Source organism: Rothia nasimurium, assembly GCF_049068285.1.
Classification (GTDB): domain Bacteria; phylum Actinomycetota; class Actinomycetes; order Actinomycetales; family Micrococcaceae; genus Rothia; species Rothia nasimurium_I.
Genome location: NZ_JBLKPV010000009.1, coordinates 92,435 through 117,544 on the forward strand (window position 1 = coordinate 92,435; position 25,110 = coordinate 117,544).

23 protein-coding genes are annotated in these 25,110 nt (G+C 62.2%); 15 read left to right on the forward strand and 8 right to left on the reverse strand.

Annotated features, from left to right (window positions below; genetic code table 11):
- Positions 1-8: 8 nt before the first annotated feature.
- Positions 9-533: a hypothetical protein gene (locus ACMXX3_RS08990; RefSeq protein ID WP_421084381.1), complete on the forward strand. Its 525-nt coding sequence runs from the start codon at positions 9-11 to the stop codon at positions 531-533.
- A 322-nt stretch (positions 534-855) separates the two neighbouring features.
- Here the strand turns inward: ACMXX3_RS08990 and ACMXX3_RS08995 are convergent, their stop codons facing one another.
- The 4 genes from ACMXX3_RS08995 to ACMXX3_RS09010 form a co-directional block, all read right to left on the reverse strand.
- Entirely contained in the window at positions 856-1,512 is a 657-nt protein-coding gene (locus ACMXX3_RS08995) for a methionine ABC transporter permease (protein WP_237188945.1), read from the reverse strand.
- A gap of 3 nt (positions 1,513-1,515) precedes the next feature.
- Positions 1,516-2,571, reverse strand: coding sequence for a methionine ABC transporter ATP-binding protein (locus ACMXX3_RS09000; protein WP_421084382.1), 1,056 nt, complete (start codon positions 2,569-2,571; stop codon positions 1,516-1,518).
- Between the two features lie 249 nt (positions 2,572-2,820).
- On the reverse strand, positions 2,821-3,672 hold the full coding sequence (locus tag ACMXX3_RS09005) for a MetQ/NlpA family ABC transporter substrate-binding protein (protein WP_237208658.1): 852 nt from the start codon (positions 3,670-3,672) through the stop codon (positions 2,821-2,823).
- A 208-nt stretch (positions 3,673-3,880) separates the two neighbouring features.
- Positions 3,881-4,690 (reverse strand): FadR/GntR family transcriptional regulator, encoded by an 810-nt coding sequence (locus ACMXX3_RS09010; RefSeq protein ID WP_421084383.1) that lies wholly within the window; start codon positions 4,688-4,690, stop codon positions 3,881-3,883.
- Between the two features lie 300 nt (positions 4,691-4,990).
- Here ACMXX3_RS09010 and ACMXX3_RS09015 point away from each other — a divergent pair, with 300 nt between their 5' ends.
- From ACMXX3_RS09015 to ACMXX3_RS09045, 7 genes are all read left to right on the forward strand, one after another.
- Entirely contained in the window at positions 4,991-6,598 is a 1,608-nt protein-coding gene (locus tag ACMXX3_RS09015; RefSeq protein ID WP_421084384.1) for an ABC transporter substrate-binding protein, read from the forward strand.
- 255 nt (positions 6,599-6,853) lie between these two features.
- On the forward strand, positions 6,854-7,807 hold the full coding sequence (locus ACMXX3_RS09020; RefSeq protein WP_237201940.1) for an ABC transporter permease: 954 nt from the start codon (positions 6,854-6,856) through the stop codon (positions 7,805-7,807).
- Positions 7,808-7,809: 2 nt separating this feature from the next.
- On the forward strand, positions 7,810-9,870 hold the full coding sequence (locus ACMXX3_RS09025) for a dipeptide/oligopeptide/nickel ABC transporter permease/ATP-binding protein (RefSeq protein WP_421084385.1): 2,061 nt from the start codon (positions 7,810-7,812) through the stop codon (positions 9,868-9,870).
- Positions 9,867-10,751, forward strand: a complete 885-nt coding sequence (locus tag ACMXX3_RS09030) for an ATP-binding cassette domain-containing protein (protein WP_421084386.1) — start codon at positions 9,867-9,869, stop codon at positions 10,749-10,751. The genes ACMXX3_RS09025 and ACMXX3_RS09030 overlap by 4 nt, the downstream gene beginning before the upstream one ends.
- 29 nt (positions 10,752-10,780) lie before the next feature.
- A complete protein-coding gene (locus tag ACMXX3_RS09035; RefSeq protein WP_421084387.1) occupies positions 10,781-11,701 on the forward strand; it encodes a dihydrodipicolinate synthase family protein in 921 nt (306 codons plus the stop codon).
- Positions 11,702-11,728: 27 nt separating this feature from the next.
- Positions 11,729-12,664, forward strand: a complete 936-nt coding sequence (locus tag ACMXX3_RS09040) for an ROK family protein (RefSeq protein WP_421084388.1) — start codon at positions 11,729-11,731, stop codon at positions 12,662-12,664.
- A 15-nt stretch (positions 12,665-12,679) separates the two neighbouring features.
- On the forward strand, positions 12,680-13,366 hold the full coding sequence (locus tag ACMXX3_RS09045) for an N-acetylmannosamine-6-phosphate 2-epimerase (RefSeq protein ID WP_237201945.1): 687 nt from the start codon (positions 12,680-12,682) through the stop codon (positions 13,364-13,366).
- A gap of 67 nt (positions 13,367-13,433) precedes the next feature.
- On the opposite strand, the gene nagB is transcribed toward ACMXX3_RS09045, so the two are convergent.
- Complete coding sequence (nagB, locus tag ACMXX3_RS09050; RefSeq protein WP_421084389.1) at positions 13,434-14,234, reverse strand: glucosamine-6-phosphate deaminase; 801 nt, start codon at positions 14,232-14,234, stop codon at positions 13,434-13,436.
- Between the two features lie 116 nt (positions 14,235-14,350).
- Between nagB and ACMXX3_RS09055 the strand changes: the two genes are divergently transcribed.
- Entirely contained in the window at positions 14,351-15,550 is a 1,200-nt protein-coding gene (locus ACMXX3_RS09055) for an N-acetylglucosamine-6-phosphate deacetylase (protein WP_421084390.1), read from the forward strand.
- Here ACMXX3_RS09055 and ACMXX3_RS09060 read toward each other — a convergent pair.
- Entirely contained in the window at positions 15,527-17,248 is a 1,722-nt protein-coding gene (locus ACMXX3_RS09060; RefSeq protein WP_421084391.1) for a long-chain-fatty-acid--CoA ligase, read from the reverse strand. The two genes, ACMXX3_RS09055 and ACMXX3_RS09060, sit on opposite strands and share 24 nt — an antisense overlap.
- A 46-nt stretch (positions 17,249-17,294) precedes the next feature.
- On the opposite strand from ACMXX3_RS09060, the gene ACMXX3_RS09065 reads away from it, so the two are divergent.
- The 6 genes from ACMXX3_RS09065 to ACMXX3_RS09090 all read left to right on the forward strand — a co-directional run bounded on the left by ACMXX3_RS09065 (position 17,295) and on the right by ACMXX3_RS09090 (position 22,232).
- Positions 17,295-17,444 (forward strand): hypothetical protein, encoded by a 150-nt coding sequence (locus ACMXX3_RS09065; RefSeq protein ID WP_237201948.1) that lies wholly within the window; start codon positions 17,295-17,297, stop codon positions 17,442-17,444.
- A 2-nt stretch (positions 17,445-17,446) separates the two neighbouring features.
- Positions 17,447-18,088 (forward strand): sugar O-acetyltransferase, encoded by a 642-nt coding sequence (locus ACMXX3_RS09070; RefSeq protein ID WP_421084392.1) that lies wholly within the window; start codon positions 17,447-17,449, stop codon positions 18,086-18,088.
- 30 nt (positions 18,089-18,118) lie between these two features.
- On the forward strand, positions 18,119-18,958 hold the full coding sequence (locus ACMXX3_RS09075; RefSeq protein ID WP_421084393.1) for a hypothetical protein: 840 nt from the start codon (positions 18,119-18,121) through the stop codon (positions 18,956-18,958).
- Positions 18,959-19,147: 189 nt separating this feature from the next.
- Positions 19,148-19,846: a LuxR C-terminal-related transcriptional regulator gene (locus ACMXX3_RS09080; RefSeq protein ID WP_421084394.1), complete on the forward strand. Its 699-nt coding sequence runs from the start codon at positions 19,148-19,150 to the stop codon at positions 19,844-19,846.
- A gap of 156 nt (positions 19,847-20,002) precedes the next feature.
- Positions 20,003-21,226 carry a sensor histidine kinase gene (locus ACMXX3_RS09085; RefSeq protein ID WP_421084395.1) on the forward strand — a complete coding sequence of 408 codons (1,224 nt, stop codon included), beginning with the start codon at positions 20,003-20,005 and terminating at the stop codon, positions 21,224-21,226.
- Positions 21,216-22,232 carry a hypothetical protein gene (locus ACMXX3_RS09090; RefSeq protein ID WP_421084396.1) on the forward strand — a complete coding sequence of 339 codons (1,017 nt, stop codon included), beginning with the start codon at positions 21,216-21,218 and terminating at the stop codon, positions 22,230-22,232. The genes ACMXX3_RS09085 and ACMXX3_RS09090 overlap by 11 nt, the downstream gene beginning before the upstream one ends.
- Positions 22,233-22,620: 388 nt before the next feature.
- Here ACMXX3_RS09090 and ACMXX3_RS09095 read toward each other — a convergent pair whose 3' ends face one another.
- Both ACMXX3_RS09095 and ACMXX3_RS09100 read right to left on the reverse strand, forming a co-directional pair.
- Entirely contained in the window at positions 22,621-24,105 is a 1,485-nt protein-coding gene (locus ACMXX3_RS09095) for a dihydrolipoamide acetyltransferase family protein (RefSeq protein ID WP_421084397.1), read from the reverse strand.
- Positions 24,106-24,127: 22 nt separating this feature from the next.
- Positions 24,128-25,108 carry an alpha-ketoacid dehydrogenase subunit beta gene (locus tag ACMXX3_RS09100; protein WP_272878920.1) on the reverse strand — a complete coding sequence of 327 codons (981 nt, stop codon included), beginning with the start codon at positions 25,106-25,108 and terminating at the stop codon, positions 24,128-24,130.
- Positions 25,109-25,110 lie beyond the last annotated feature (2 nt).

A 25,110-nucleotide genomic window follows, 5' to 3' on the forward strand; every position in this document is an offset into this window, starting at 1 on the left:
GACGAGCAGTGACAGACCCCGAGCAGAACGAGCAGAAACGCCCCTCCCGCTACGGCCGCCGCCTCGAAGACCTCAGCGACGACGAACGCGCCTACTACCGCGAATTCCTCCCGCCCCAGGCCCCCACCGGGCAGGAAGAAACCGAGCCCCAGCGTCCCCACCCCACGCCCCCGGCCAAACGCAACCCCTGGATCTGGTTCCCCCACGGCCTGAGCGTCACCGCAGGCCTGCTCGCCCTGGCCAGTTTTACGCTTGTCCCAGCCCTCCTGAGCGAGGCTGACGCCGACCTGCGCCGCAACTACGCCATGCTCTGCGTTGAGGTCGCTTTCTTCCTGCTTGTCTTCGCGGCCCTGCTTTACGGTATTTTCTTCCTGGCCCGCTTCACCGATCACGACGACGAGGACGACGAGAGGCTCATGCGCCCCACGGACTTCGCCGAACGCCTCTACGAGCAAGACATAGAAGGCAGCAACCTGCCCGGCCCAGGCAGCCTCTACGACTCCTCCTGGATCACCGGCAAAAACAAGGACTAGGCAAGGCAAAGGGCCGGTTCCCCTACAGGAACCGGCCCTGAGCCACACCCGGTATTACCCGGGGTACATCGGTAGAAAACTGAAGCCAACTAGCTGGGCAGGTATGCATGCACAGCGTCTTCTGGTTCGGGGCTGGCGTGATGAAGTGCTCGGGTGCGAGCTAGCGAGCACGCAAGAGAGCACGGAATCAGCCGAGTTTACGAGGCTGGACGAGCCCCCGGGCAAGGAATGAGAGGGTCGCAGACGCAAGCATGTATGCCTACCTGACACCTGTCCTTACCAGCCTACTCACCGCCCGGGCGTCCCCACCTGCCTGCCGTCTTTAGCGGCGCATGACCTTGCGGGCCAGCATGTTGCCAACCAGCTGAATCAGCTGCACCAGAACAATGATGACGGCAACAACAGACCAGGTGATGACCTCGTTGAAGCGCTGGTAGCCGTCCACCAGGGCGACCTTACCCAGGCCGCCACCGCCGATGTAACCGGCCATCGCTGACATATCAACCACGCCGATGACCAGGAAGGTGTAGCCCAGGATCAGCGGGCCCAGGGCTTCGGGGATCATGACGGTGAAGAGGATACGCATCTTAGAGGCCCCCATGGCGCGGGCTGCCTCAATGACGCCGGGGTCAATAGAGACCATGTTCTGCTCGACGATACGGGCGATAGCGAAGGAGGCGCCGAAGACCATAGCGAAAATCGCGGCGTTGACGCCCAGGCGGGTGCCAACCACCATCTGGGTCAGCGGGCCCAGGGCCGCCAGGAGAATGATAAAGGGGATAGGGCGGACCACGTTCACGATGACATTCAGCAGAATATTCACGAAACGGTTAGCCAGAATGTTGCCCTGTCGGGTGGTGTAAAGCAGCAGGCCAAAGACCATACCGATGGCACCGGCTATCAGCATGGTGAATGACACCATGTAAAGGGTGTCACCCAGGGCAGGGATGAGCTTGTTGGAGATAAAGGTTGCGTCCATGGTTTACCGGACCTCCTGCACACGGGTAACGGTTTTTAGCTCGGCTACGACGGCGTCCAGGCTGGTGACGTCGCCGCGCAGCTCGAGGGTGAGGCTGCCGTAGGTCTTGCCCTGGAGGGTTTCCAGGCCGCCCTGCACGATATTGAAGGAGACGTTTCGGGCGCCAAGGTAGGAGAGGACCTTACCGATGCCCTGGTTGCCTTCGGTGATTTCGATGTTGATGAGGTAGCCCTTGTGGCGGGCTTTGAGTTCAGCGGCTTCTGCACCCACGGGGAGGGATTTGACGGTGGTGCCGACGAAACGGCGGGCAACCTCAGTTTGCGGGTTGGAGAAGACGTCGTAGACGTTTCCGGTTTCAACGACTTTACCGAGTTCCATGACAGCTACCCGGTCTGCGATGGATGAGACAACGTCCATTTCGTGGGTGATCACGATGACGGTAATACCGAGTTCGGAGTTGACCTTCTTGAGGAGGTCAAGAACTTCAGCGGTGGTCTCAGGGTCCAGGGCGCTGGTGGATTCGTCAGCTAGGAGGAGGGAGGGGGAGGTAGCGAGGGCGCGGGCAATGCCGACGCGCTGTTTCTGGCCGCCGGAGAGCTGGTCGGGGTAGTTTTTGGCTTTGTCAGACAGGCCGACGAATTCGAGGAGCTCGGTGACGCGGGCGGCTCGTTTGGCCTTGTCCCAGCCTGCAACGATGAGGGGGAACTCGACGTTGCCTGCTACGGTGCGGGAGTTCATGAGGTTGAACTGCTGGAAGATCATGCCGATGTTGGTGCGGGCTTCACGGAGCTGGGATTCACGTTTGCCGGCAATTTCGAAGCCGTCGACGGTGAGGGAGCCGCTCGTGATGGTTTCGAGGCCGTTGATGAGGCGAACCAGGGTTGATTTACCTGCACCGGAGTAGCCGATGATAGCGAAGATTTCACCCTTGTTGATGGTGAGGTCTACGCCGTTGACGGCGGTGACGGTTTTCTTGCCGACCTTGAACTGTTTGGTGACGTTGGTGAGCACCACCATGGGTTGGGCGGCCGGGGTTGGCTGGACTCGCTGTTCGGTCATGTGTTCTTCTTCGGTTGGGGGTTTGCTGTGGCTACAGGCTGGTGCCGGTGGGCGCCGGTGGTGAGCCCGGCACCTTTCACGCTGTGGGTCAGGGCCTTGCGGACGCCGGTGGTCAGGTACGCGCACAGCGGCAGCCCGTGCGGGGCTAGAGCTGGCACCGGTCGGGGCCGAAGTGTCTAGCCTACCGCAGTTGGCTGCCGCTGATGGGGGTGAGTGAGCTAGCTCAAGGGTGAGCTTTCACCTAGTGTTTTAGCTGTTGCGCTTCTGCTCTTCCAGGGTGGCCAGGGTGGAGCGCAGTTCGGCGACGTCGGTGGTCACTTCAACAGCGGTGCCCTGGGTGTCTTCCTGAACGACGGCCTGAACTTCTTCAGTGTGGTAGAGCTCTACGATCTTCTTGTAGGTTTCGTTGTCTACGTTCTCAGCGGTGGAGACAAAGAGGTTAACGTAGGGGCGGGCTGACTCGTTGGCGGGGTCGTCCTGGGCCAGGGCGTCCTTGGGGTTGAGGCCGGCGTCCTTGAGGAAGTCGTTGTTGATGACGGAGCCGTCAACGGATTCGAGGGCGAGCACGGTCTGGGCTGCGTCTACGGGGGTTACCTTGACCTTGGAGCCTTCGGCGATGTCGTCGGGGGTGGGGCTGGTGGTTTCAGCCTTGAAACTGACCAGGCCGTTAGCTTCGAGCAGGAGCAGGGCGCGGGCCTGGTTGACGGTGTCGTTGGGGATCGCGATTTCAGCACCCTCGGGCAGGGCTGAGATGTCGGTGTGCTTGTTGGAGAAGAGGGCCATGGGGTAGATGACGGTGGGGCCAACAATACCCAGGGTGTCGTTTGCTTCTACGTTGTAGTTGGAGAGGTAGGCGATGTGCTGGAACCAGTTGAGGTCGATGTCGCCTGCTGCGAGGGCGGGGTTGGGCTGGGTGTAGTCGGTGAACTCAACGATTTCGATGTTGATTCCCTCAGCCTTGGCTACTTCAACGAGCTTGTCGTTGGAGGGGTCGGTGCCTACAACGCCGATTTTGACGACGTCGTCGCTGCTTGATGAGCCGCAGGCTGCAAGTCCGAATGCGAGGGGTACGAGAGCCAGAGTGGCAACAAATTTCTTCACGGCTATGAATCTTTCTGTTGGGGTGATGTGGTGTGGTGCGGCCACAGCGTTGTCTGCACCCTGGTGCTCGGTTCCGTTGTGGTTCGAACGCGGTTTTCGCGTTACGTTCTATTAGACCACTCCCCTTGTGGCTTCCTGGCTCTGGGGCTTGTTTTGGGGGGTATCTCACGTCCGTGACGTTAACAAAAAGTAGCCCTGTAATACGGCGTCATAGTTGGGGGTTGGTGTCTTGGAGCCAGCGGGTTTGCCAGGAGGTGAGGCGGGCGCGGATTCCGACGAAGTGTTCTCGCATGAGTTGGATGGCTGCGGTTTCGTCGTGGGCGGCGATGGCCTCGTAGAGGGCCCGGTGGGCGTCGAGCAGGGTGCAGGTTTCGGCGTCGTCCAGGGGGGCGACGGTATCCAGCATGCCGGCGATGCTGTTGTAGACCTGCCAGAAGACGTCCAGGAGGCGGGAGAGGAGTTCGTTGCCGAGGGGTTCGAAGATGGCGGCGTGGAAGTTTTGGTCGGATTCGGCGAGCCAGGTGCCGTTGTGGACGCTGGTTTCCATAGCGTCGAGGGCGGTTTTGACTTTGGCGAGTTGCTGGTCGGTCATGACGGGGATGACGGCTGGGATGAGTCCTACTTCAAGGGCCTCGCGTACTTCCACGAGTTCGAGGGCTTCTTGGCCGCCGTGGTAAAGGGCCAGGCAGCCGCGGAAGCTGAGGGCTCGGACCATGGAGGTGAGGGCGTTGCCGCCCACGAAGGTGCCGAAGCCGTGGCGTACTTCGACGATGCCTAGGGCTTCGAGGACCTTGAGGGCTTCGCGGACGGAGTTGCGCCCCACGCCCAGGGCATCGATGAGTTCCTGTTCGGTGGGTAGGGGGTCCCCTTGGCCGAGCTGGCGGTCAAAAATGAGGGCGATGATGTCATTTTGGAGCTGGTGCTGGCGGATTTGGGCGGCACTTCTGGACGGAGTTTTGGGCAGAAAGAAGCCGAGGTCAGGGACGGCAGGGGTAAGGTCCGCTGCGGGGTGGTTCATAGCACGCTCTTCTTTGTGGTTCGAGGGGGTGGCGTGGCCTGGAATATGCGACACGGTGGCCTCCAAAGGAGTCGTATTTATTGTAGGCTGTTTGGCCCCCTGGCCTGGTAGGGCGGGGGCTGATTGTTGGGAGTTTGATGTGACGTCATTATTAAGGTTTTTGCTTCAATGCACTTGACCCGATTAGACGTCCGTCACTAGTATACAGGGTAAAGGTAGGACGTCCTACCTCATAACTGCATAGTTCTATATGTCCCCCGCTCCCCCACCCGGAGCCAGCATCTTAGGAGTGAGACACCGATGTCACAGCTCGATACCGTCAAGAACTTTGACACCTCCCGCCGCGGTTTCTTCAAAATTGCCGGCAGCATCAGCGCCGCAACCGCCTTCGCCGCAACCGTAGCCGCCTGTGGTTCCTCATCCCAGGAAACCGGCGCGTCCTCCACCGGAGCAGCCGGTAGCACCAACAAGGACGGCACCATCACCGCCGCCATCGCCTACGACGTCTCCACCACCTTTGACCCCTCCCAGGCTTCAGGTGCCGCCCCCTTCGCCGCCAACCTGCACATCTTCGAAGGCCTCTACGGCCTCGACCCGGCAACCCGCGAGCGCTACAACGCCCTGGCCACCGGCGACCCCGAGCAGGTCGACGACACCACCTACCGCGTCACCCTGCGTTCAGGCGCTAAGTTCCACGATGGTGCTGCTGTCACCGCAGCAGACGTCGTCAAGACCTTCGAACTCTACACCTCAGAAGAGTCCCTCTTCAGCCAGTTCCTCTACTTCCTGGATTCCACCACCGCAGTAGATGACACCACCGTAGAGTTCAAGCTCAACCAGCCCTTCCCCCTCTTTGCAACCCGTATCTCCCTCGTCAATATCATGCCTGCCTCTGCAAGCGACGATATCGAGGCTTTCGGTGCCCACCCCATTGGCTCTGGCCCCTACAAGTTCGTTTCTGCCACCAAGGGTGACCACATCAAGTTTGAGCGTTTCGACGACTACAACGGCCCCCGACCTGCCCTGGCTAAGGCCATGGAATGGCTGATTCTCGCTGATGACTCAGCCCGCGTCAATGCTATGAGCTCCCAGCGCGTCCAGGCGATTGAGTCTGTTCCCTACGACAACATCCCCGTTTTGGAGAACACCAACGGCGTCTCTGTTGAGTCTGTCCAGTCCTTCGGCTTGCTCTTCATGATGTTCAACTGCGAGAAGGCCCCCTTCGATAAGAAGGAAGTCCGTCAGGCCCTCTTCTACGCCATTGACATGGACAAGGTCATCTCAACCGGCCTGCTGGGCAACGCCACCGCAGCCACCTCCTTCCTGCACAAGGAGCACGCAGACTACACCCAGGCCTCCACCGTCTACACCTACGACAAGGCCAAGGCCCAGCAGCTGCTCAAGGACGCCGGGGTTGAGAACCTCACCATCACCCTGCGCACCACCGACCACAACTGGGTCAAGCAGTGCTCCCAGCTCATTCAGGAATCCCTGAAGGACGCAGGCATCAACGTCACCCTGGCTGACACCAAGAGCTCATCCCTCTACTCAGACTTCGTTGACACCGGTGACTTCGAGGTTGTCCTGGCCCCCGGCGACCCCTCCGTCTTCGGCAACGACCCCGACCTGCTGCTGTCCTGGTGGTACCGCGGTGCAACCTGGCCCGAGAAGCGCTTCCGCTGGTCCTCAACCCCCGAGTACGCCCAGCTCCAGGAAGCCATGGCAGCTGCGGTTGCCTCCGACTCACCGGACTGGAAGACCGTCTTCGACATTGTCGCTGACAACGTCCCCCTCTACCCCCTCTTCCACCGCAAGCTACCCACCGCTTGGTCCCCCGACACCCTGTCAGACTTCAAGCCGCTGCCTACCACCGGCCTGTCCTTCCAGAACGTCGGCACCACCAAGTAGCCAGATCCTGCCCCAGAAGGCACCTTCCCCTTTCTCCATCCACACATAGTCTTCTGGTGCAGCCCCGACGCCCCTGTGCGGGCGCACCTACCGGTTGAATACCGGTCAATGAATCACGGCGGCCTACCCGGTGCGCAGGCCCCTTGCTACCCCGGGTAGGCCGCCGCATTCCCTCCATCCAGGACGCCCCCCAACCCGGCGCCGTCCGCCCCCACCTTTGACCACCCCACCTAAGCACTGAGCAGGGAGAACCCCGTGTCAAACTTCCTTAGACTCCTTGGCAGGCGCCTGATAGCCCTGCCAGCCATGATTTTGGGCGTGACCATCCTGGTCTTCGTCATCCTGCAATTCACCCCTGGTGACCCAGCTACCATTGCCCTGGGCGAAGGCGCCTCAGAGGAAGCCAAGGAAGCCTACCGTGATTCCCACGGCCTCAATGACCCGCTCATCGTGCAGTACTTTGCCTTCCTGGGCCGCCTGATCCGTTTCGACCTGGGTATGACCACCCCGCCGGCCCAGCCCGTCATCGACCAGATCAAGCTGGCCTTCCCCACAACCTTGCAGCTCACCTTCTTCGGTGTTCTCATTGCGGCAGTAGCCTCCCTGATCCTCGGCGTGATTGCGGCCCTCTACCGGGACCGCTGGCCCGACCAGGTCATCCGCGTCCTCTCCATGGCCTCTATCGCCACCCCCTCCTTCTGGCTGGGCATTCTCATGATCCAGTACTTCTCCCTCAAACTGGGCTGGTTCCCCACCGGCGGCCTGGCCCCCACCGGCAGCGGCTTTGGAACCTGGCTCAACCACATGTTCCTCCCCGCCGTGGCCCTGGCTGTCCCCGTCAGCGCCTCCCTAACCCGAACCGTCCGCACCTCCATGGTCGAAGAACTCGACAAGGACTATGTGCGCACCGCCATTGGTAACGGTGTCCCCCGCCGCGAAGTTATCACCAAGAACGTACTCCGCAACGCCCTCATCACCCCGGTGACCGTCCTGGGCCTGCGTATCGGCTACCTGCTCGGCGGTGCTGTGGTCATCGAAATGATCTTCTCCCTCAACGGCATGGGCAACCTCATCTTTATCGGTATCACCGGCAACGACATCAACCTGGTCCAGGGCGTCGTGCTCACCATTGCCGTCACCTTCGTGCTCGTCAACATCATCGTTGACCTGCTCTACCTACTCATCAACCCCCGAATCAGGAGCGTCTAACCATGCGTAGCGGACTCGCAGAACGCCTCTCAGCGCCCGGCATCCGATTCAAGGCCCTGCCGCTTGGCTCCAAAGTAGCCCTCAGCTTCATTGCCCTCATCGCCCTGATCGCTATCTTCGCCCCCTGGCTCGCCCCCCACGACCCGCTGGCCTCCACCGGTACCCCCATCGGGGCCCCCAACTCCGAATACCTCTTCGGCACCGACCGTCAGGGCCGCGACATCCTCTCCCGTCTCATGTACGGTGCCCGCGCCTCCCTACAGGTTGGCCTCGGCGCTGTTGCCCTCGCCCTGATTATGGGCGGTATTCTTGGCGCCCTGGCAGCCACCAGCAGCAAGGTCGTCTCAGAGGTCATCATGCGCATCATGGATGTGCTCATGGCCTTCCCCGGTATCGCCCTGGCTGCCGTCCTGCTGGCTTCCCTCGGCAACTCCGTGGGCACCATCATCGTCGCCATCGCTATTGTCTACACCCCGCAGCTGGCCCGTGTCGTCCGCGCCCAGGTGCTCTCAGCCTGGGATGAGGACTACGTCCGCGCCGAGCGGGTCATGGGAGCCCCCCGCTTCTACATCCTGCTCAAGCACGTCGTCCGCAACACCATTGCCCCCGTACTGGTCTTCGCCACCGTCATGGTCGCTGACGCCATCATCCTCGAAGCCTCCCTGAGCTTCCTCTCAGCAGGCGTGCGTCCGCCAGACCCCTCATGGGGTAACGTGATCGCCGACGGCCGCGCCCTCGTGCTGGCTGGCGGCTGGTGGGCCACCACCTTCGCAGGCGCTATCATCCTGCTCACCGTCCTGGCCCTGAACGTGCTCTCTGAGGGTATGACCGACGCCATGGTCAACCCCAAGCTGCGCCGCAAGGTCAAGATTGATGACTCCTCCGCTATTGCTGGCCGCACCTCAGGTGCCGTCACCGCCGCCCCTGCCGCAACCGACGATAAGACCGTCGCCTCCCCCTGGGGCCCCGACGGTGACGCTATCAAGCACGCAGCCTCCCGCCCGGCAGCCGACCGTGATGCTGTTGCCGTAGCCAACCTGGCAGGGGTCCTGGCAGAGCTCAAGGACGCAGAAGCCCGCCGCACCGACCGCCTGCAGGCGGACGCCTCGGCCCGCGTCATCCTGGAAGTCAAGGACCTCTCCATCTACTTCCCTGAGCGCTTTGGCGATACCCCCGTGGTCGACCGGGTCTCCTTCACCGTCACCGAGGGCCAAACCATGGGCCTGGTCGGTGAATCAGGTTCCGGTAAGTCCATTACCTCCCTGGCCATCATCGGCCTGCTCGATAAGAAGGCCAAGATCACCGGCTCCGTCCTCTTTGAAGGCCAGGAGCTGGTCGGGGCCTCAGAGGCTGACTTCCAGAAGCTGCGTGGCTCCGTGATTTCCATGGTCTACCAGGACGCCCTCAGCTCTCTGAACCCCTCCATGCTCATCAAGGACCAGATGAAGCAGCTGACCCGCCGTGGCGGCCGCAAGAGCCCCGAAGAGCTTTTGCGCCTGGTCAAGCTCGACCCCGAGCGCACCCTGGCCTCCTACCCCCACGAGCTCTCCGGCGGCCAGCGCCAGCGCGTCCTCATCGCTATGGCCCTCTCCCGCTCCCCCAAGCTGGTCATTGCCGACGAACCCACCACCGCCCTCGACGTCACCGTGCAGGCCGAGGTCATCAAGCTCCTCAACGAGCTGCGGGAACAGCTGGGCTTCGCCATGATCTTCGTGTCCCACGACCTGGCCCTCGTCGCCCAGGTCGCCCACCGGATCTCCGTCATGTACGCCGGTCAGATTGTAGAAGCAGGCGCCACCAGCCAGCTCCTGGCCAACCCCATGCACGAATACACCCGCGGCCTACTCGGCTCCGTCCTCTCCATTGAGTCCGGCTCCGACCGCCTCTACCAGATCCCCGGCACCGTCCCCTCACCGTCCGACTTTGCCACCGGCGACCGCTTCGCAGAACGCTCCCTGCGGGCCGACGCCGACCCCAACCAGCGTCTGGTCTTCACCCCCGTTCCCGGCGACAGCGACCACCACTGGGCTTCCCACCTTGACACCGAAAGGGGCAACGCATGAGCACCCAGCCCGTCAACCCAACCCCGGCTGCAACCCCTGAATCAGCCAACCTGCTGAATACCACCGGCCGGGCCGCCGTCCGCCGCGTCAGCGAACCCATCGTTGAACTCAAGGACGTCCAGGTCTACCACCGGGCCCGAACCGGCAGCATCCTCAAGCCCAACATCGTCAAGGCCGTCGACGGGGTCAACCTGGCCGTCCGCCGGGGCGAAACCATCGGCCTGGTTGGCGAATCAGGCTGCGGTAAGTCCACCCTGGCCTCGGTGATCGTCGGTCTGCAAAAGCCCACCGGCGGTGACGTCCTCTTCAAGGGCCAAAGCGCCCTCAAGCGCAATGCTGCCCTCCGCAAGGACTTCGGCTCCGACGTCTCCATCGTCTTCCAGGACCCCGCCACCGCCCTCAACCCCCGTATGACCGTCCAAGACATCCTGCGCGACCCCCTGGACGTCCACGGCATCGGGGATAAGGCCGGACGCGACCGCCGCGTCCGCGAGCTGCTGCACCTGGTGGGCCTACCCCAGTCCGCAGCGGACGCCCTGCCCTCCCAGATCTCCGGTGGCCAGCGTCAGCGCGTCGCTATCGCCCGCGCCCTCGCCCTGGAACCCAAGGTGATTGTGGCCGACGAACCCACCAGCGCCCTCGACGTCTCCGTCCGAGCCCAGGTCCTCAACCTGCTCTCAGACCTCAAACGAGAACTCTTCCTGGGCATGGTCTTCATCTCCCACGACATCCAGACCGTCCGCTACGTCTCAGACCGTATCTGCGTCATGTACAAGGGCAAAATCGTCGAAGAAGGAAGCGCCGAACAGGTCTTCGACACCCCCAGCCAGGACTACACCCGCAGCCTCCTGGGCGCTGCTCCCACCCTGCTCCACGTCTAGAACCAACCCACCCAACCAAGGAGAACACCATGAGCAACCCCGCCTTCTCCGGCGTCATTCCGCCCCTGCTGACCCCCCGCCACGCCGACGGCACCGTCGACCTCGCCTCCCTCGCTACCCTCATCAACCACCTCATCGACGGCGGCGTCGACGGCATCTTCGCCCTCGGCTCCTCCTCTGAGGTCCTCTACCTGACCAACGAAGAACGGGAAACCGTCCTCCGCACCTGCGTAGAAGTGATTGACGGCAGGGTCCCCCTCATCGTCGGTATCAACGACATGACCACCGCCCGCGTCATCGACGAAGCCAAGCGTCTGCTGGCCATCGGCGGTGATGCCATCGTCGTCACCAGCCAGTTCTACGCTATCGACAACGCCTTCGAAGAAGAACGCCACTTCCGCGCCATTGCCGAGGCCGTTGACGTACCCGTCTTTGCCTACGACGTCCCCGTCCGCACCAAGCAGAAGCTGCCCCTGGGCCTGCTCACCAAACTCGCCCGCGACGGCGTCATCACCGGCGTCAAGGACTCCTCCGGTGACGACGTAGCCTTCCGCCAGCTCATTCTCGAAACCCGCGACGTCGAAGGCTTTTCTATCTTCACCGGCCACGAAGTCGTCTGCGACGGGGCCATGCTCTCCGGTGCCGCCGGCCTCGTCCCCGGCCTGGGCAACGTCGACCCTGCCGGTTACAAGCGCCTCTACGAAGCCTCCATCGCGGGGGACTGGGAAGCAGCCCGCAAGGAACAGGACCGCCTGGCCCAGCTCTTCAACATTGTCTTCGTTGAGACCCCCAGCGTCTCCGGCGGTGCAGCCGGCCTCGGCGCCTTCAAAACCGCCCTGCAGGTCATGGGAATCCTGGAATCCAACACCATGTCCCAGCCCATGGAAACCCTCGGTGAAGCAGAAGCCGACCGTATCCGCAGCATCCTGGCAGACGTCAACCTCATCTAACCCCACCCACCTCACTCCTAGGCAACCATGACCCCCCAGATCGTCCTCGCAGCAGACCTCGGCGGCACCAAGACTGCCCTCGGTATCATCTCCCCCACCGGAGAAGTCCTGCACCGCGATAAGATTCCGACCCAGGCCCAGATAGGTGGCCGGCCCCTAGCTGAAGCAACCGGTAAGGCCCTGGCAGACTTAGCTGCCACCGCCCGCTCCATGGGCTACGAACCGGTTGGTATCGGAATCGGATCTGCAGGGGTCATTGGCCAGCAGGGAGAGGTGATTACCGCCGCCAACCTCATCAAGAACTGGAGCGGCACCCCCCTGGCAGCCATCGTCTCCGAGGTCACCGGCCTGCCCACCTACGCCGTCAACGACGTCCACGCCCATGCCCTGGGCGAAGCCTGGCTGGGAGCGGCAGCTCGGGCAGAAACCACCCTCATGGTCGCCTTCGGAACCGGGGTCGGTGGCTCCTACATCAGCGGTGGCAGCCAAATGCGCGGTGCCCACTCCCTCGCCGGGCACGTCGGCCACTTCTCCTCCCCCCTCGCAGTCGGGGTACCCTGCTACTGCGGAAGCAGCGGCCACGTTGAAGCAGTCGCCTCCGGCACCGGCATGGTCGATTCCTACCGGCGCCTTGGCGGGCAGGGACAGGTAGCTAACCTCTTTGACCTTGAACAGGCAGCGGACGACGGCGATTCAGCTGCCCTCGAAGCCATCAGGCTCGGGGCCCAGGCAGCGGGCACCGCCTTAGGCGACCTGGCCACAATCCTTGACCCCCACCTAATTGTCGTCTCAGGCGGCGTCATCAACCTCGGAGCCCGCTGGTGGGACACCGTAGCCAGCACCTTCACCCAGGCGGCCCTGGGGCAGGCAGCTGAAACCCCCATTGTCCGCGCCACCCTCGGCGGTGACGCCCCCCTGCTGGGAGCAGCCAGCCTCGTCCCCGGCTTCACCACCCAGCCCTAACCCAGGAGACCCAGCATGTTTACCCCCCAAGAACTCACCGACCTTATCTCAGGCCAGCTCATCGTATCCGCCCAGGCCTACCCGGGCGAGCCCATGCGCGACCCCCGCACCACTGCCCAGGTTGCTGCCTCCGCCGTTCTCGGTGGGGCAGCTGCAGTCCGGGTGCAGGGCCTTGCTGACGTGCAGTTCACCCGCACTGCCGTTGAGGTGCCCGTCATTGGCCTGTGGAAGGACGGCCACGACGGCATCTTCATCACCCCCACCCTGCACCATGCCCTAGCCGTGGCCCAGGCGGGGGCCCACATCGTCGCCCTCGACGGCACCCTGCGCAACCGGCCTGACGGCCTGAGCCTGGCTGAGGTTATTCGCGGGGTACATGAGGGGTCGAACGCCCTGGTCATGGCCGACTGCGATTCCCTGGAGTCAGCTCTTGCAGCGGCAGAGGCCGGAGCCGACTTCATCGGAACAACCCTGGCCGGTTACACCGGGGCACGGCCTAAGACCGAGGGCCCCGATCTTGAGCTCCTCGAAGCGATCGCCTCCCGGGACCTGGGCCGCCCCCTCATTGCCGAGGGCCGGGTCCACACCCCCGCCCAGGCTAAGGCCGCCCTGGACGCCGGGGCCCACGCCGTCGTCGTCGGAACCGCTATCACTCACCCCATTTCAATTACCGGCTGGTTCAAAGACGCAATGGACGCTTAGTAAAACATTTATTGATATAAAAATAGGGGAGGGACTGTCGTAACAGCCCCTCCCCTATTGTGCTTATTTATTCACCGGGCTTTTGAAAGGTCGGAATATTTTTTTGGGCAAAACGGTAATATTCTGAATTCTTTAGTTCTGAAGCTGCCTCTTCATCAATCACGACGGTAACATCAGGGTGCATCTGCAAGATCGAACCGGGGCAGGAAGCAGTCACTGGACCTTCAGCCATACCAGCGACCGCAGCTGCCTTATTCTTACCGAAGGCAACCAGCACAATCTTGCGGGCCTCCATGATGGTGCCAATTCCCTGGGTCAGGCAGTGGACGGGCACCTGAGAGGTATCCCCGGCAAAGAAGCGGGCGTTATCTGAAACGGTCTTGGGGGCCAGGGTTTTGATGCGGGTGCGGGAGACCAGGGAGGAGCCGGGCTCGTTAAAGCCTATATGCCCATTGGCGCCTATACCAAGAATCTGCACGTCAACGCCACCTTCAGCTTTCATGGCCGCCTCATAGCGGGCACATTCAGCAGGAATGTCCTCAGCCATACCGTTGAGTACATGCACCTTTTCAGCCCTCAGGCCAACCTTCTGCACCACCTGATCTCGAATCACACTGTGATAGGACTCAGGATGTTCTGGATCCAAGCCCACATACTCATCAAGGGCAAAGGCACTGACGGCACTTACGTCCAGGCCCGCCTTAACCTTGCTGGCCAGATGGGTGTAGGTGCTCTCAGGGGAGGAACCGGTCGCAACCCCCCAGACACTGCTTTCACCCGCCCGATTATTTCGCTCAGTCACCATTTCAATCAGGGAGGCAGCGTATTCACCAATACGGTCCTCAGATTCACAAATAATAATTTCCATGCAAAAAATGCTATCAGATATGCCAGATACATCACTCATTGCACTAAACATCAAAGAAATATATTTTCAGAGGGCCCAATAATCGCCACAGCCAACCTTCAAGAGTAGTATTTTGAGTGGTAGATTATCCCGACCCAGCACCCGTTAGCCCCCAGGAGAACCCCGTGCCCGCCCCCGTCCTGATTCACTCCCTGCACGATCTCACCGGCAGCCCCACCCCTGGACCTGCCGAGAGTAACCAGGCCTGGATTCTCGTCGAGACAACCGGGGCTAGCACCGTAGGAACCGGGGACAGCTGGAAGTCACTTGCCCCCGAGGTAACCGCTCGGGGCGGCCAGGTGCGCGATGGGTCAGGCACTTTCCTCGCCCCTGCCTTTACCGATATCCACTGCCACGGAGGTGGGGGGCAGGCCTTTGAGGATGCCCCGCAGGTCACCGGTGCCCTCACCACCCACGGGCAGGCAGGAACCGGCCAGCTTGTCGCCTCCATTGTCTCCAACCCCCTAGCTGACATGGGGCAGAGCATGAGCCAGCTCCTTCCCTTCCTCCACCGCCAGCACCCCGGCCAGGCAACCCCGGTAGGCTTTCACGCCGAAGGGCCCTTTATCTCCCCGGCCTACAAGGGGGCCCACGCCCCCAGCGCCCTGCGAACCCCCAGCCCAGACCAGCTCGAAGCCCTCTGGGAGGCCTCCGAGGGCAAGCTCCTGCAAATCACCTTGGCCCCTGAGACCGACCCCGGCCTAGCCACCCTGCGCCGTTGCGTCGAACTGGGAATCAAGGTAGCAGTTGGGCACACCGATGCCACCTACGAGCAGGCCAAAGCTGCCTTTGATGAAGGGGCCAGCCTACTCACCCACACCTTCAACGCCATGCGGCCCCTGCACCACCGCCAGCCCGGCCCCGTGGCCGCTGCCGCTGATTCCCCCCATGTCACCCTTGAAGTAATCTGCGACGGGGTCCACGTCCACGGCCCCATGGTGCGCACCGCTTTCGCCCTGGCCCCGGGCCGTATCGCCCTGGTCACCGACGCTATGGCAGCTGCCGGGTGCGCGGACGGTCCCTACCAGCTGGGCTCCCTCGCGGTAGAGGTCAAAGACTCCGTTGCCCACCTTGCAGGCACCGACACTATTGCCGGGAGCACCCTGACCCTGGCGCGGGCGGTAGAGCAGGCGGTAGCTTTTGGGATTTCCCTACCGGAGGCCCTTGCAGCTGCCACCAGCGTCCCGGCAACTGCCCTGGGGCTAGAGAAAACCCCCAAGGGCAGGTATCTGCTCTTGGGGGCTGACGGCCGCCTACTTGACGTACTTGGCTTCTAGGCTTTCGCGGACCTTACGGCGCAGGGTCTTTCCCAGCATGGAGCGGGGCAGTTCCTCTACCTCGTAGTAGTTCTTGGGCACCTTGTAGCGGGTTAGACGCTCGTAGCAGTGCTGTTTGAGCTCTTCGGGGTCAATCGCATAGCCCTCGGCCGGGATGATTGCTGCGGTGACCTTTTCACCGCCTGATCCATCAGGCAGGCCAACTACCGCGCAGTCAGCTACCGAGTCGTGCTGCTTGAGCACGTTTTCAACCTCAGTGGGTGAGACGTTGAAGCCACCGGTGATAATGACTTCCTTGATGCGGTCTACGATTTCAATGAAGTAGTCGTGATCCAGGCGCACGATGTCGCCGGTGCGTAGCCAGCCATCTTCGATGAGGGTCTTGCTGGTGTCTTCACCGCGCTTCCAGTAGCCGCGCATGACCTGGGGGCCGCGTACCAGCAGTTCCCCCTCAGCCCCGTCGGGAACGTCCTCAAGGGTTTCGGGATCAACGACGCGAATATCGGTGGAGGGGAAGGGAACACCGATGGACCCTGCCCGGCGGGTTGAGTTCAGCGGGTTGCAGGAGACGAGGGGGGAGCATTCTGAGAGCCCGTAGCCCTCTACGAGCAGACCCCCGGTGGCTTCTTCCCATTCTGAGACGAGTTCAACCGGCAGGTGCATGGCCCCGGAGACAGCATAGCGGATGCCCTGCAGAGAGACGCCCCGGCTCTTGGCTTCATCGAGCATCCGGCGGTAGACAGGGGGCACAGCAGGCAGGATGGTGGGCTTGGTTTTCTTCATGGCCCGGAAGATGAGATCCATATCAACGGTGGGGAAGAGGACCAGGCGGGCCTTGCAGACGGCGGCGATGGTCTGCCCCAGGGTCATACCGTAGGCGTGGAAGAGGGGAAGGACGGCGTAAATGACTTCATCGGCCCCGGGCTGGATCCAGGCCTCGCCCATGCGGCCGTTGGATTCTAGGTTGCGGTGGGTGAGCATGACGCCCTTGGGCAGGCCGGTGGTGCCTGAGGTGTACTGGAGCAGGGCTAAGTCGTGGGCGGTGGGCCGGTGGTGGTCTGCTGCCAGGGGCTGGTTCTTCATGAACTGGCGCCAGGGGGTGGTTCCGCGGGCGGGGCCTTCGAGCTTCTCGCGGGATTCCTTGAGCTTGCCGATGGGCAGCTTGAGGGCATTGCGCATGACGAAGGGCATTTCTTCAATCATGTTGACCGCGTAGATGTTCTTGGGGCGGATGTCAGCCGGCAGAGAGGTGATGTTGTCGGCGATTTTGTCCCAGACGATGGCGGCCTTTGCCCCGTGGTCTTCGAACATGTGGCGTAGTTCAGCTGAGGTGTAGAGGGGGTTGTGTTCTACAACGACGGCGCCCAGGCGCAAGATCGCGTAGAAGGCCACAATGTGCTGGGGGCAGTTGGGCAGCACCAGGGCAACGCGGTCCCCGTGCTGGATACCGGCTTTCCGGAGGCCTTCGGCGACGCGAAGGATTTGGTCACCGAGTTCGCTGTAGGTGGTGGTGGCGCCGAAGAACTCGAGGGCGATTTTGTGAGGAGCGGTGCGGACTGCCTCTGCCATGAGGTGGGAGAGGGAGGTCTCGGGCAGGTCTACGTCGCGTCCTGTGCCCTCGCGGTAGTTCTTGATCCAGGGGCGATGGGCCAGGGGGTGGGCCCCCGGGTTATTGGGTGAGTTCTCAGCTGAATGCATACACACGATTGTGCCACAGCGGGGCTGGAGCTGACATACTTAGGGTATGGCTCGACGTAGAAATGATGATATTAGCCCCGAAGAGTTTCGGGCGCTGATGCGAGAGATTAATAAGCGCATGGTGATTGCTGGCCTGGTAGTGGTTGGGGTTGGCCTGGCCATTATTGCTGTCATGACCCTGGTCTATGGAGGTTAACGGTGGCAAGCTGGGATGAGTTACGCGCCGGTAAGAGCGTTTTTGAGCAGATGACGGCAGGCTACGCCTACCGGCCCGACCAGGAGTGCGCCGATGTCCACTACCGGGTGGTGGAGCTGGTTGAAGAATATACCCGGCTGTACCGGGCCCGCGATAGCCGCAGGCAGGACGTCCTGGCCCAGATTGTGGGTTCCCTGGGTGAGGGGTCGATGATCCGCCCCTCGGTTTCCTTTGATTACGGGGTGAATACCCATATCGGGGCGGGTTGTTTCTTTAACTTTGGCTGCGTTTTTCTGGACGTTGCCCCCATTACCTTTGGCGATGCCGTCCTGGTGGGCCCCAACGTGCAGTTTTTGACCCCCACCCACCCGCTGAATCCGGTGGACCGAGAGGCCCTGTGGGAGGGCGGTCTGCCGATTACGGTGGGGCGCAACGTCTGGATTGGCGGCGGGGCTATTCTCTGCCCCGGCGTCACCGTGGGCGAGAATGCCGTGATTGGGGCCGGGGCTGTGGTGACCAAGGACGTCCCGGCCAACGCTGTGGCTGTCGGCAACCCTGCCCGGGTGGTGAAGTACGTTAATGCCGATGAGCGCCCCACCGACCCTGCCCACCAGTACAGCCCCCAGGCCCTGGGCCTGGCCTAAACCTCGTTTCAGCCTCAGAAAGGGGAGCCGGTGACTCAACCGTCCCAGAACCGCCGTGACTTTGATGAATGGGATGCCGTCTTCGAAGACTCCGATCCCACCCGGGTCCTTGATCCCCGCGCCCACCAGCAGGAATACAGCCAGGGGGCGCCCGGTGGGGCAGAAGATCCCAGGGTGCAGCCTGCCCAGGACGCCCCGCTCACCGCAAGCAGGTACGGGCGGGTAGAGCCGGCTGCGGCCCAGTCCATTCCAGAGCCCCTCCCCCAGGCTGCTTCCCCCCAGCTCTACCGGGAAGAGCAGTACCAGCCGGCGCCCTCCGCCCCGCCGGCTCCTGGGCCTGGTAGCAGGCGCCTTCAGTACTCCCGTATCCAGTTCATCCCGGCCTTCGCAGGCGTCCTGGTCGCCTCAGCCCTCTATGGCGGGGCCCTACCGATTCTCCGCTCCCTCTTTACCCTGCTCGGCCTGTCCCACTACAGCGGAATCACCGAAACAGTCCTGGCGGCAACAAGCGCCAGCACCCAGGCCCAGGCCCTCCCCTGGGCTATCGGGGTTGGCCTGCTCCTGCTCACCGCTTTCGGTTTTGGTGGTTATACCGCCTCCCGGATGGCCGTCCTTGCCCCCAGTAAGCAGGCCCTCGGCGTCCTGGGTATGGCCGCGCTCGGCGTCCTTCTGGCTACCCTGCTCACCTGGGCAACCAGTTCCATGAGCTCCCCCCTGGCCCCACGGGTTGCCCTCCAACCCCTGTTAGGCCCCGACCTTGCCGTAGGCACCCTGGTTACCCTAGCCCTTGCCGTCCTTGCCCTCATCGGGGCCCTTATTGGAGCTGCCGCCGGAAGCCGCTACCACAAGGCCATCAACCTAACCGGATAAAAACAGCAACCACCACAATTGTGACTAGGGGCTACTGATACTCACCTCCCATTACCGGCCTCCGAGTGGCCTTAGCCTGTAAAATATTTCAGTAAGAAATATTCACCTGAGGTGCTCCAGCACACCGAAGTACTCCCGTCTGCCCCTCAGGCCCTTATTCCGAATACCGCACATTACAAAGTAGGGAACATGAGCGTAGTACGCGTAGGCATTGTCGACGACCACGAGGTAGTCCGCGAAGGCATGCGAGCTGTTGCAGCTGGCGCCAGCGAAATCGAACTGGTCGCCGCCGCCCCCACCGCCGCTGACCTCCTCGTCGCCCTGGGCCGCGACCTTGCAGACCCCGCCAACGCCGACCTTGGCAAGCTGAAGCGCGACTGCGACGTCGTGCTCCTTGACCTGTCCCTGCAAGACAAGTCCCGCCCCTCAGAAAACGTCGACATCCTCCAGCGGGCAGGCATTAAGGTCCTGCTCTTTAGCATTGGTGAAAACCCCGGCCTGATCCGCGAAGCCCTCAAGGCTGGCGCCCTGGGCCTGGTCCGCAAGTCTGAACCCCTCGAACACGCCCTGGCAGAAGCTAAGAACATTGCCGAAGGTAAGGCCGTTGTCACCAAGGAACTAGCAGCTGCAATCGACGGTGACCACGAGTTCTCCCGGGCCAACCTCTCCCCCCGCGAGCAGGAGACCCTGCGCCTCTACGCCTCCGGCTTCGCCCAGGTCCAGGTAGCCCGCCGCATGGGCATCAAGCAGTCAGCGGTCAAGACCAACATCGACCGAATCCGCGAAAAGTACGCCCGCATCGGCCGCCCTGCCCCCACCAAGATTGACCTGCGTATCCGCGCTATCGAAGACGGCCTGGTCGAATCAGAAGAAAACCCGACCGTCTAGCCCCTCCCCTCCCCCAAACCCCAAGGACGTACCCTGTCAACCCCTACCAGCGGCGCCTCCCGGGACCTAGCCCACGCCCTGCAACCCACCAGGGCTGACCGGCTCCGCGCCTTTTCCCTCAAGTCCCTTTCGCTTACCTCCGGCCAGCAACGGCTCATGGGCCCCAGCTCCTTCGGGCTCTACTGCACCCTCGAAGTGCTCTACGCCGTCATCGCTATCTGCCTGCTCTTCCAGTCCCTCGCAAACATCTCCGAGGGCCGGGGCGGCGACTCCTTCTGGTACCTCATGCTGATTCCCCTGCTGGTGGTCCACTCGGCCCTCCTCATGTTCAACGGGGTGAGGAAGGAAGTTTCGGCCAAGGTTGTGAGCTTCATGCTCTTCTTTGCCTACGGGGCTTACCTCCTCTGGCCCTTCAGCGCAGGAGCCCAGTACACGGCTATTCCCTGGTCCTGGCTCTTTGGTATCTACGCCATGCTGGTTGCGGTCTTCTCTGAAAGCCCCCGCAACGGCATTATCCACAGCGTCATCTTCCCCCTGCTCCTGGTCATCAGCTCCTACACCGCCCACTTCATCACGGGCGCTCCGCTGAATGTCACCGAGCTTGGTATCCGGGTTGCCTTCCTCGGCTTTTGCTGTGCCCTCCTCGCTGGCCTGGCCCGCTTCGCCCTCAATGCGGTACGCGAATCAGATAAAACCTACTACGAAACTCTCTCAGCCCAGCTGCTGCTGAACCGCTCCCGCGACTACGCAAAAGAGCTCCAGGAATTCGACAAACTGGTCCACGACAACGTCATGGCGGCCCTCCTGGACGCCAGCCGCAACCCCGGTGAGCTCCCCCAGCGCACCCGCCTGCTGGCCCGCCGAGCCATCGGCGTCCTGGAAGAGGAAACCCTCAAATCCCAGCCCCAGCGCCCCATCACCTTCCAGGCCCTGACCGAGCACATCGCAGAAGGCGTCGAACCCTGGAACCAGCGCCTCCGCTTTGTCTCCGACACCAGCGAAAAGCACCCGCTAGCCAGCCCTGAATCCACCCTGCCCTACACAGCTGCCCGGGCCTTCACCCACGCGGTAACCGAGGCTGTCTCAAACTCCGCCCGCCACTCGGGCACCCGCACCACGCAGATTTCCGTCCGCACCGAGATGCGTCGTCCCTACAACTCAACCCGCGCCGACGAAGTGCGCCCCTATATCCTCTGCACAGTCTCCGACAAGGGCCAAGGCTTCTCCATGAACGACTTGGACTTCCGCCGTCTCGGGGTGCGCGTCTCCATGATCCGAAGCATGGAAGAGGCCGGTGGCCTCGTCACCATCACCTCGGCCCCCGAAAAGGGAACGACCGTCGTCGTCCAGTGGCCCCATGAGGAGCCCAATGCTGGCTAAATACTACAAATCCAACCTGCTCCTGACGATCCTGAGCGTGGCTGTGCTTCTGATCGTTGCTTCCTTCTTCTTCTGGTACGAGTATTGCACCGTCTCCCGGGCCCCCCACTGGGGTATCCTCCTGGGCAACTACGCCCTAGCCGCCCTCTTGACCTTCATCCCCACCAAGCGGCTTGCCCTGCCCGACCTGCTCATGCCGGTTCTGATGATTCTGGCCCTCAACAGCGTCGATACCACCCTGGGGGCTATCAGCCACTCCATAACCTTCTCGAACCTATCTTGGCCCCTGATGGCCTATACCCTGCTGGCTGTGGGCTTGGTTCTGCGCCGCCACACCTTCTACGGCTGGCTCTTCTTTTCCGGTTTTATGCTGCTGGTACTCAGCTGGCATAACGACTACTTCAACCCCCGGATTTCCCTGGCGACCGAGTTCGCTATTCCCTTCCTGCTCATGCTGGTTGGCATGATTGTGCCCAAGCAGATTGAGCAGGCGGTTTCTAAGACCCGCCAGGCCCGTGGCATGCGGATCATTGCCGATGCCGGCCGCGCAGAAGAAACCGATATGGGCGCCATTGCAACCCAGCGTGTCCAGGAGGTGCGTTCCCTCACCGAGGATATGCTGCACCGGATTGCCTATAACGAGTCTCCAGTGACCCAGACCGAGATGGATGAGTTCCGCTTCACCGAAGCCCAGCTGCGCGATACGATCCGTGGGCGGTATATCGTCAACAAGGAGATTCTGGATGCGGCCTGGCTGGCCCGCCAGCGCGGTGTCAAGGTCGATATTTTGGACGAGCGCGGTTCGGCCCTGCCGGCCAAGGTCGCAGCTGCCCTGACCCTGTGCGCGGTTGACCTCTTCGATAACGCAACCGGCGGCACTATCACGGTGCGGGCTTTCCCGGCGGATGACCAGACTGCTGTGATGCTGGTTCACGACGGTAACTCTGAGGATGAAGAGCCAAGTGCAATTGAAATTTCCCAGAGCGGCATTATTGATCGCTTCTAGGGCAGCAGGCCAATATCTGAACTGTCTGGTCTAAAAACCCGCACCCGGTTCCTTAAAAATTAGGATAGAATTTAATAGCTATTGTTGAGCAATGCCTTGGGTCGGGGGACCCAGGCTTTCGGTGACGTTGGGGGACTGAGCCGAAAGTTCATGGCGCTCAGCAAGAGCAGAAGGTAACCACTAGAGCCTGAATTTTCCGGTAAAACCGGCACCTTAGATCTCTCAGGGGGAGATGATCTGGGGCTTGATCCAGGCCCAGTAACCTTTGCTTGGTGGATTTTCTTCTGTACTTCGCGGTGCAGAAGGAACTCCACATCAAGCACAAAACCCTCCCTGCCAGCCGTTTCCGGTGGCAGGGAGGGTTTTTATTATCCTCGTGTAGGTTTCTCTAGAGGTCGAGGAGCAGGGCGGGTTCTTCCAGGATGGCAGCTACGTCGGCAAGGAATTTTGCCGAGAGATCACCGTCTAGGACGCGGTGGTCGAAGGAACCGCCGAGGGTTGTGACCCAGCGGGGCACGACCTCACCGTCAACAACCCAGGGCTTCTGTTTGATTGTGCCAAAAGCGATGATGGCAGCTTCACCGGGGTTGATGATGGGGGTTCCGGTGTCGATGCCGAGGGAGCCGATGTTGGTGATGGTCATGGTGCCGTTTTGCATTTCAGCCGGCTGGGTTTTGCCTTCTCGGGCCCGGGTGGTGAGGTCGTTGAGGGCAAGAGCAAGCTCCCGAAGGCTCATGTCGTGGGCTTCTTTGATGTTGGGCACCATGAGTCCTCGCGGGGTGGCCGCGGCAATGCCCAAGTTCATGAAGTGCTTGACCTGGATTTCGGTGTCGGTCCAGGTGGCATTGACCTGGGGGGTGCGGGCCGCTGCCCAGATGACGGCTTTGGCCAGTACCAGCAGCGGGGTCACCTTGATCCCCTCGAAACGGGGGGATTTCTTGAGGCGTTGTACGAATTCCATGGTGCGGGTGGCATCGACGTCCACGAAGATGGAGACGTGCGGGGCCTTGAAGGCTGATTCGACCATGGCCTTGGCGGTTGCCTTGCGGACGCTACGGACCTTAATCCGTTCGATACGGTCCTTGCCCTGGCTTGCGGGCTGCCAGAAGTAGTCGGGGGTGGTGGTCTCTTCTACGCTAGCTTTTTCGGTCAGGGCCAGGTGGGCGGCGTAGTTGAGCAGATCCTGTTTAGTGACCTGGCCATTGTCGCCGGTAGGGGTGACGTTGGCAAGGTCGATACCCATGTCCTGGGCGGCCTTTCGCACCGGTGGCTTGGCAAGGGCCTGACGGCGGGGCACCTCGGGGGATGAGGTGGGGCTGGTGGCCTGGTTCCGGCGTAGCAGGGCCCCTGCTCCCCCGCCAATCAGTTTGCCAGCACGGGCAGGTAGGGCTGAGATGAGGTGGCTGAGCCCCTCATGGGAGGTCGACTGCGATGCCCCGTCCGAGGCGGGAGCCGGGCTGCTAGGCTCAGGACGGGCCGGAGCAGCTGGCTTTTTCCGGGCCCGGCGTTTCACAGGGTCAGATTTGGGGCCAGAGCCTACCAGGGCGGTGCCGCCGCCCTCGCTAGCTGCCGGGGAGGGGGCAGCCGGGGCGGGGGCGTCCTGCCTGCTGGGGGAGGCAGGGGCGGGGCTGGCGTCGCCACCTGAAATGGCGATGATGGGGGTACCGACCTCAACGGTTTCCCCCTCGGCCACCAGGAGCTGCTCAACAACCCCCTCATAGGGGGAGGGAAGCTCAACCACAGACTTGGCGGTTTCAATCTCAACGATGACGGTGTTGATCTCAACCGTATCGCCCACGGCGACCTTCCAGCTGAGGATCTCAGCCTCAGTGAGGCCTTCGCCCACGTCAGGGAGGTTAAAAAGCTGGGACATGCTAGTTCCTTTCGGGCTGGGGCTAGTAGGCCAGGGAGCGGTCGAGGGCTTCTAAGAGGCGGTCGATGCCAGGTACATAGTCTTCTTCAACGCGGGAGACCGGGTAGGGCAGGTGGTAGCCACCCACCCGGATCACCGGGGCTTCTAGGTGGTAGAAGCAGCGTTCAGCAATCGCTGAAGCAATGTCGGAGCCGATACCGCCAAAGGTGGGTGCTTCGTGGGCCACAATCAGGCGGCCGGTCTTCTGCACCGACTCTTCGATAGTAGGCAGGTCTAGGGGGGAGAGGGAGCGCAGGTCGATGACTTCGATAGAGTGGCCATCTTCTTCCGCAGCCTGGGCCGCAGCCAGGGCGACAGGCACCAGCGGGCCGTAGGTGGCAATGGTAGCGTCGGTGCCCTCCCGGACCACCTGGGCGGTGAAGGGGTCAAAGTCGGTATCAGAAAAATCGACCTCCCCCTTCATCCAGTAGCGGCGCTTGGGTTCGAAGTAAATCACCGGGTCGGGGTGGGCGATAGCCTTACGGAGCATCCAGTAGGCGTCGTGCGGATTGGAGGGGCTGACCACGCGCAGGCCCGGGGTGTGGGTGAAGAGGGCCTCGGGGGATTCGGAGTGGTGCTCGACGGAGCCAATCATGCCTCCGTATGGGATACGCACAGTAACGGGCACCGTGTACTGGCCCTCGGTCCGGCCGTGCATTTTGGCCAGCTGGGAGGTGATTTGGTTGAAGCCGGGAAAGACGAAGCCGTCGAACTGGATTTCCGGTACCGGGTAGTAGCCGCGCAGGGCCATGCCGATAGAGGTGCCGATAATTCCGGATTCCCCCAGGGGGGCGTCCATGACGCGGCTGGGGCCAAAGGTTTTCTGCAGGCCCTCGGTTACCCGGTAGACTCCCCCCAGCTTGCCGATGTCTTCGCCCAGGGTGACGACCTTGCGGTTGGCGGTCATCTCATCGTGCATAGCGCGGGTAATGGCCTTGGCCAGGGTCAATGTTTCAGTGCTCACGG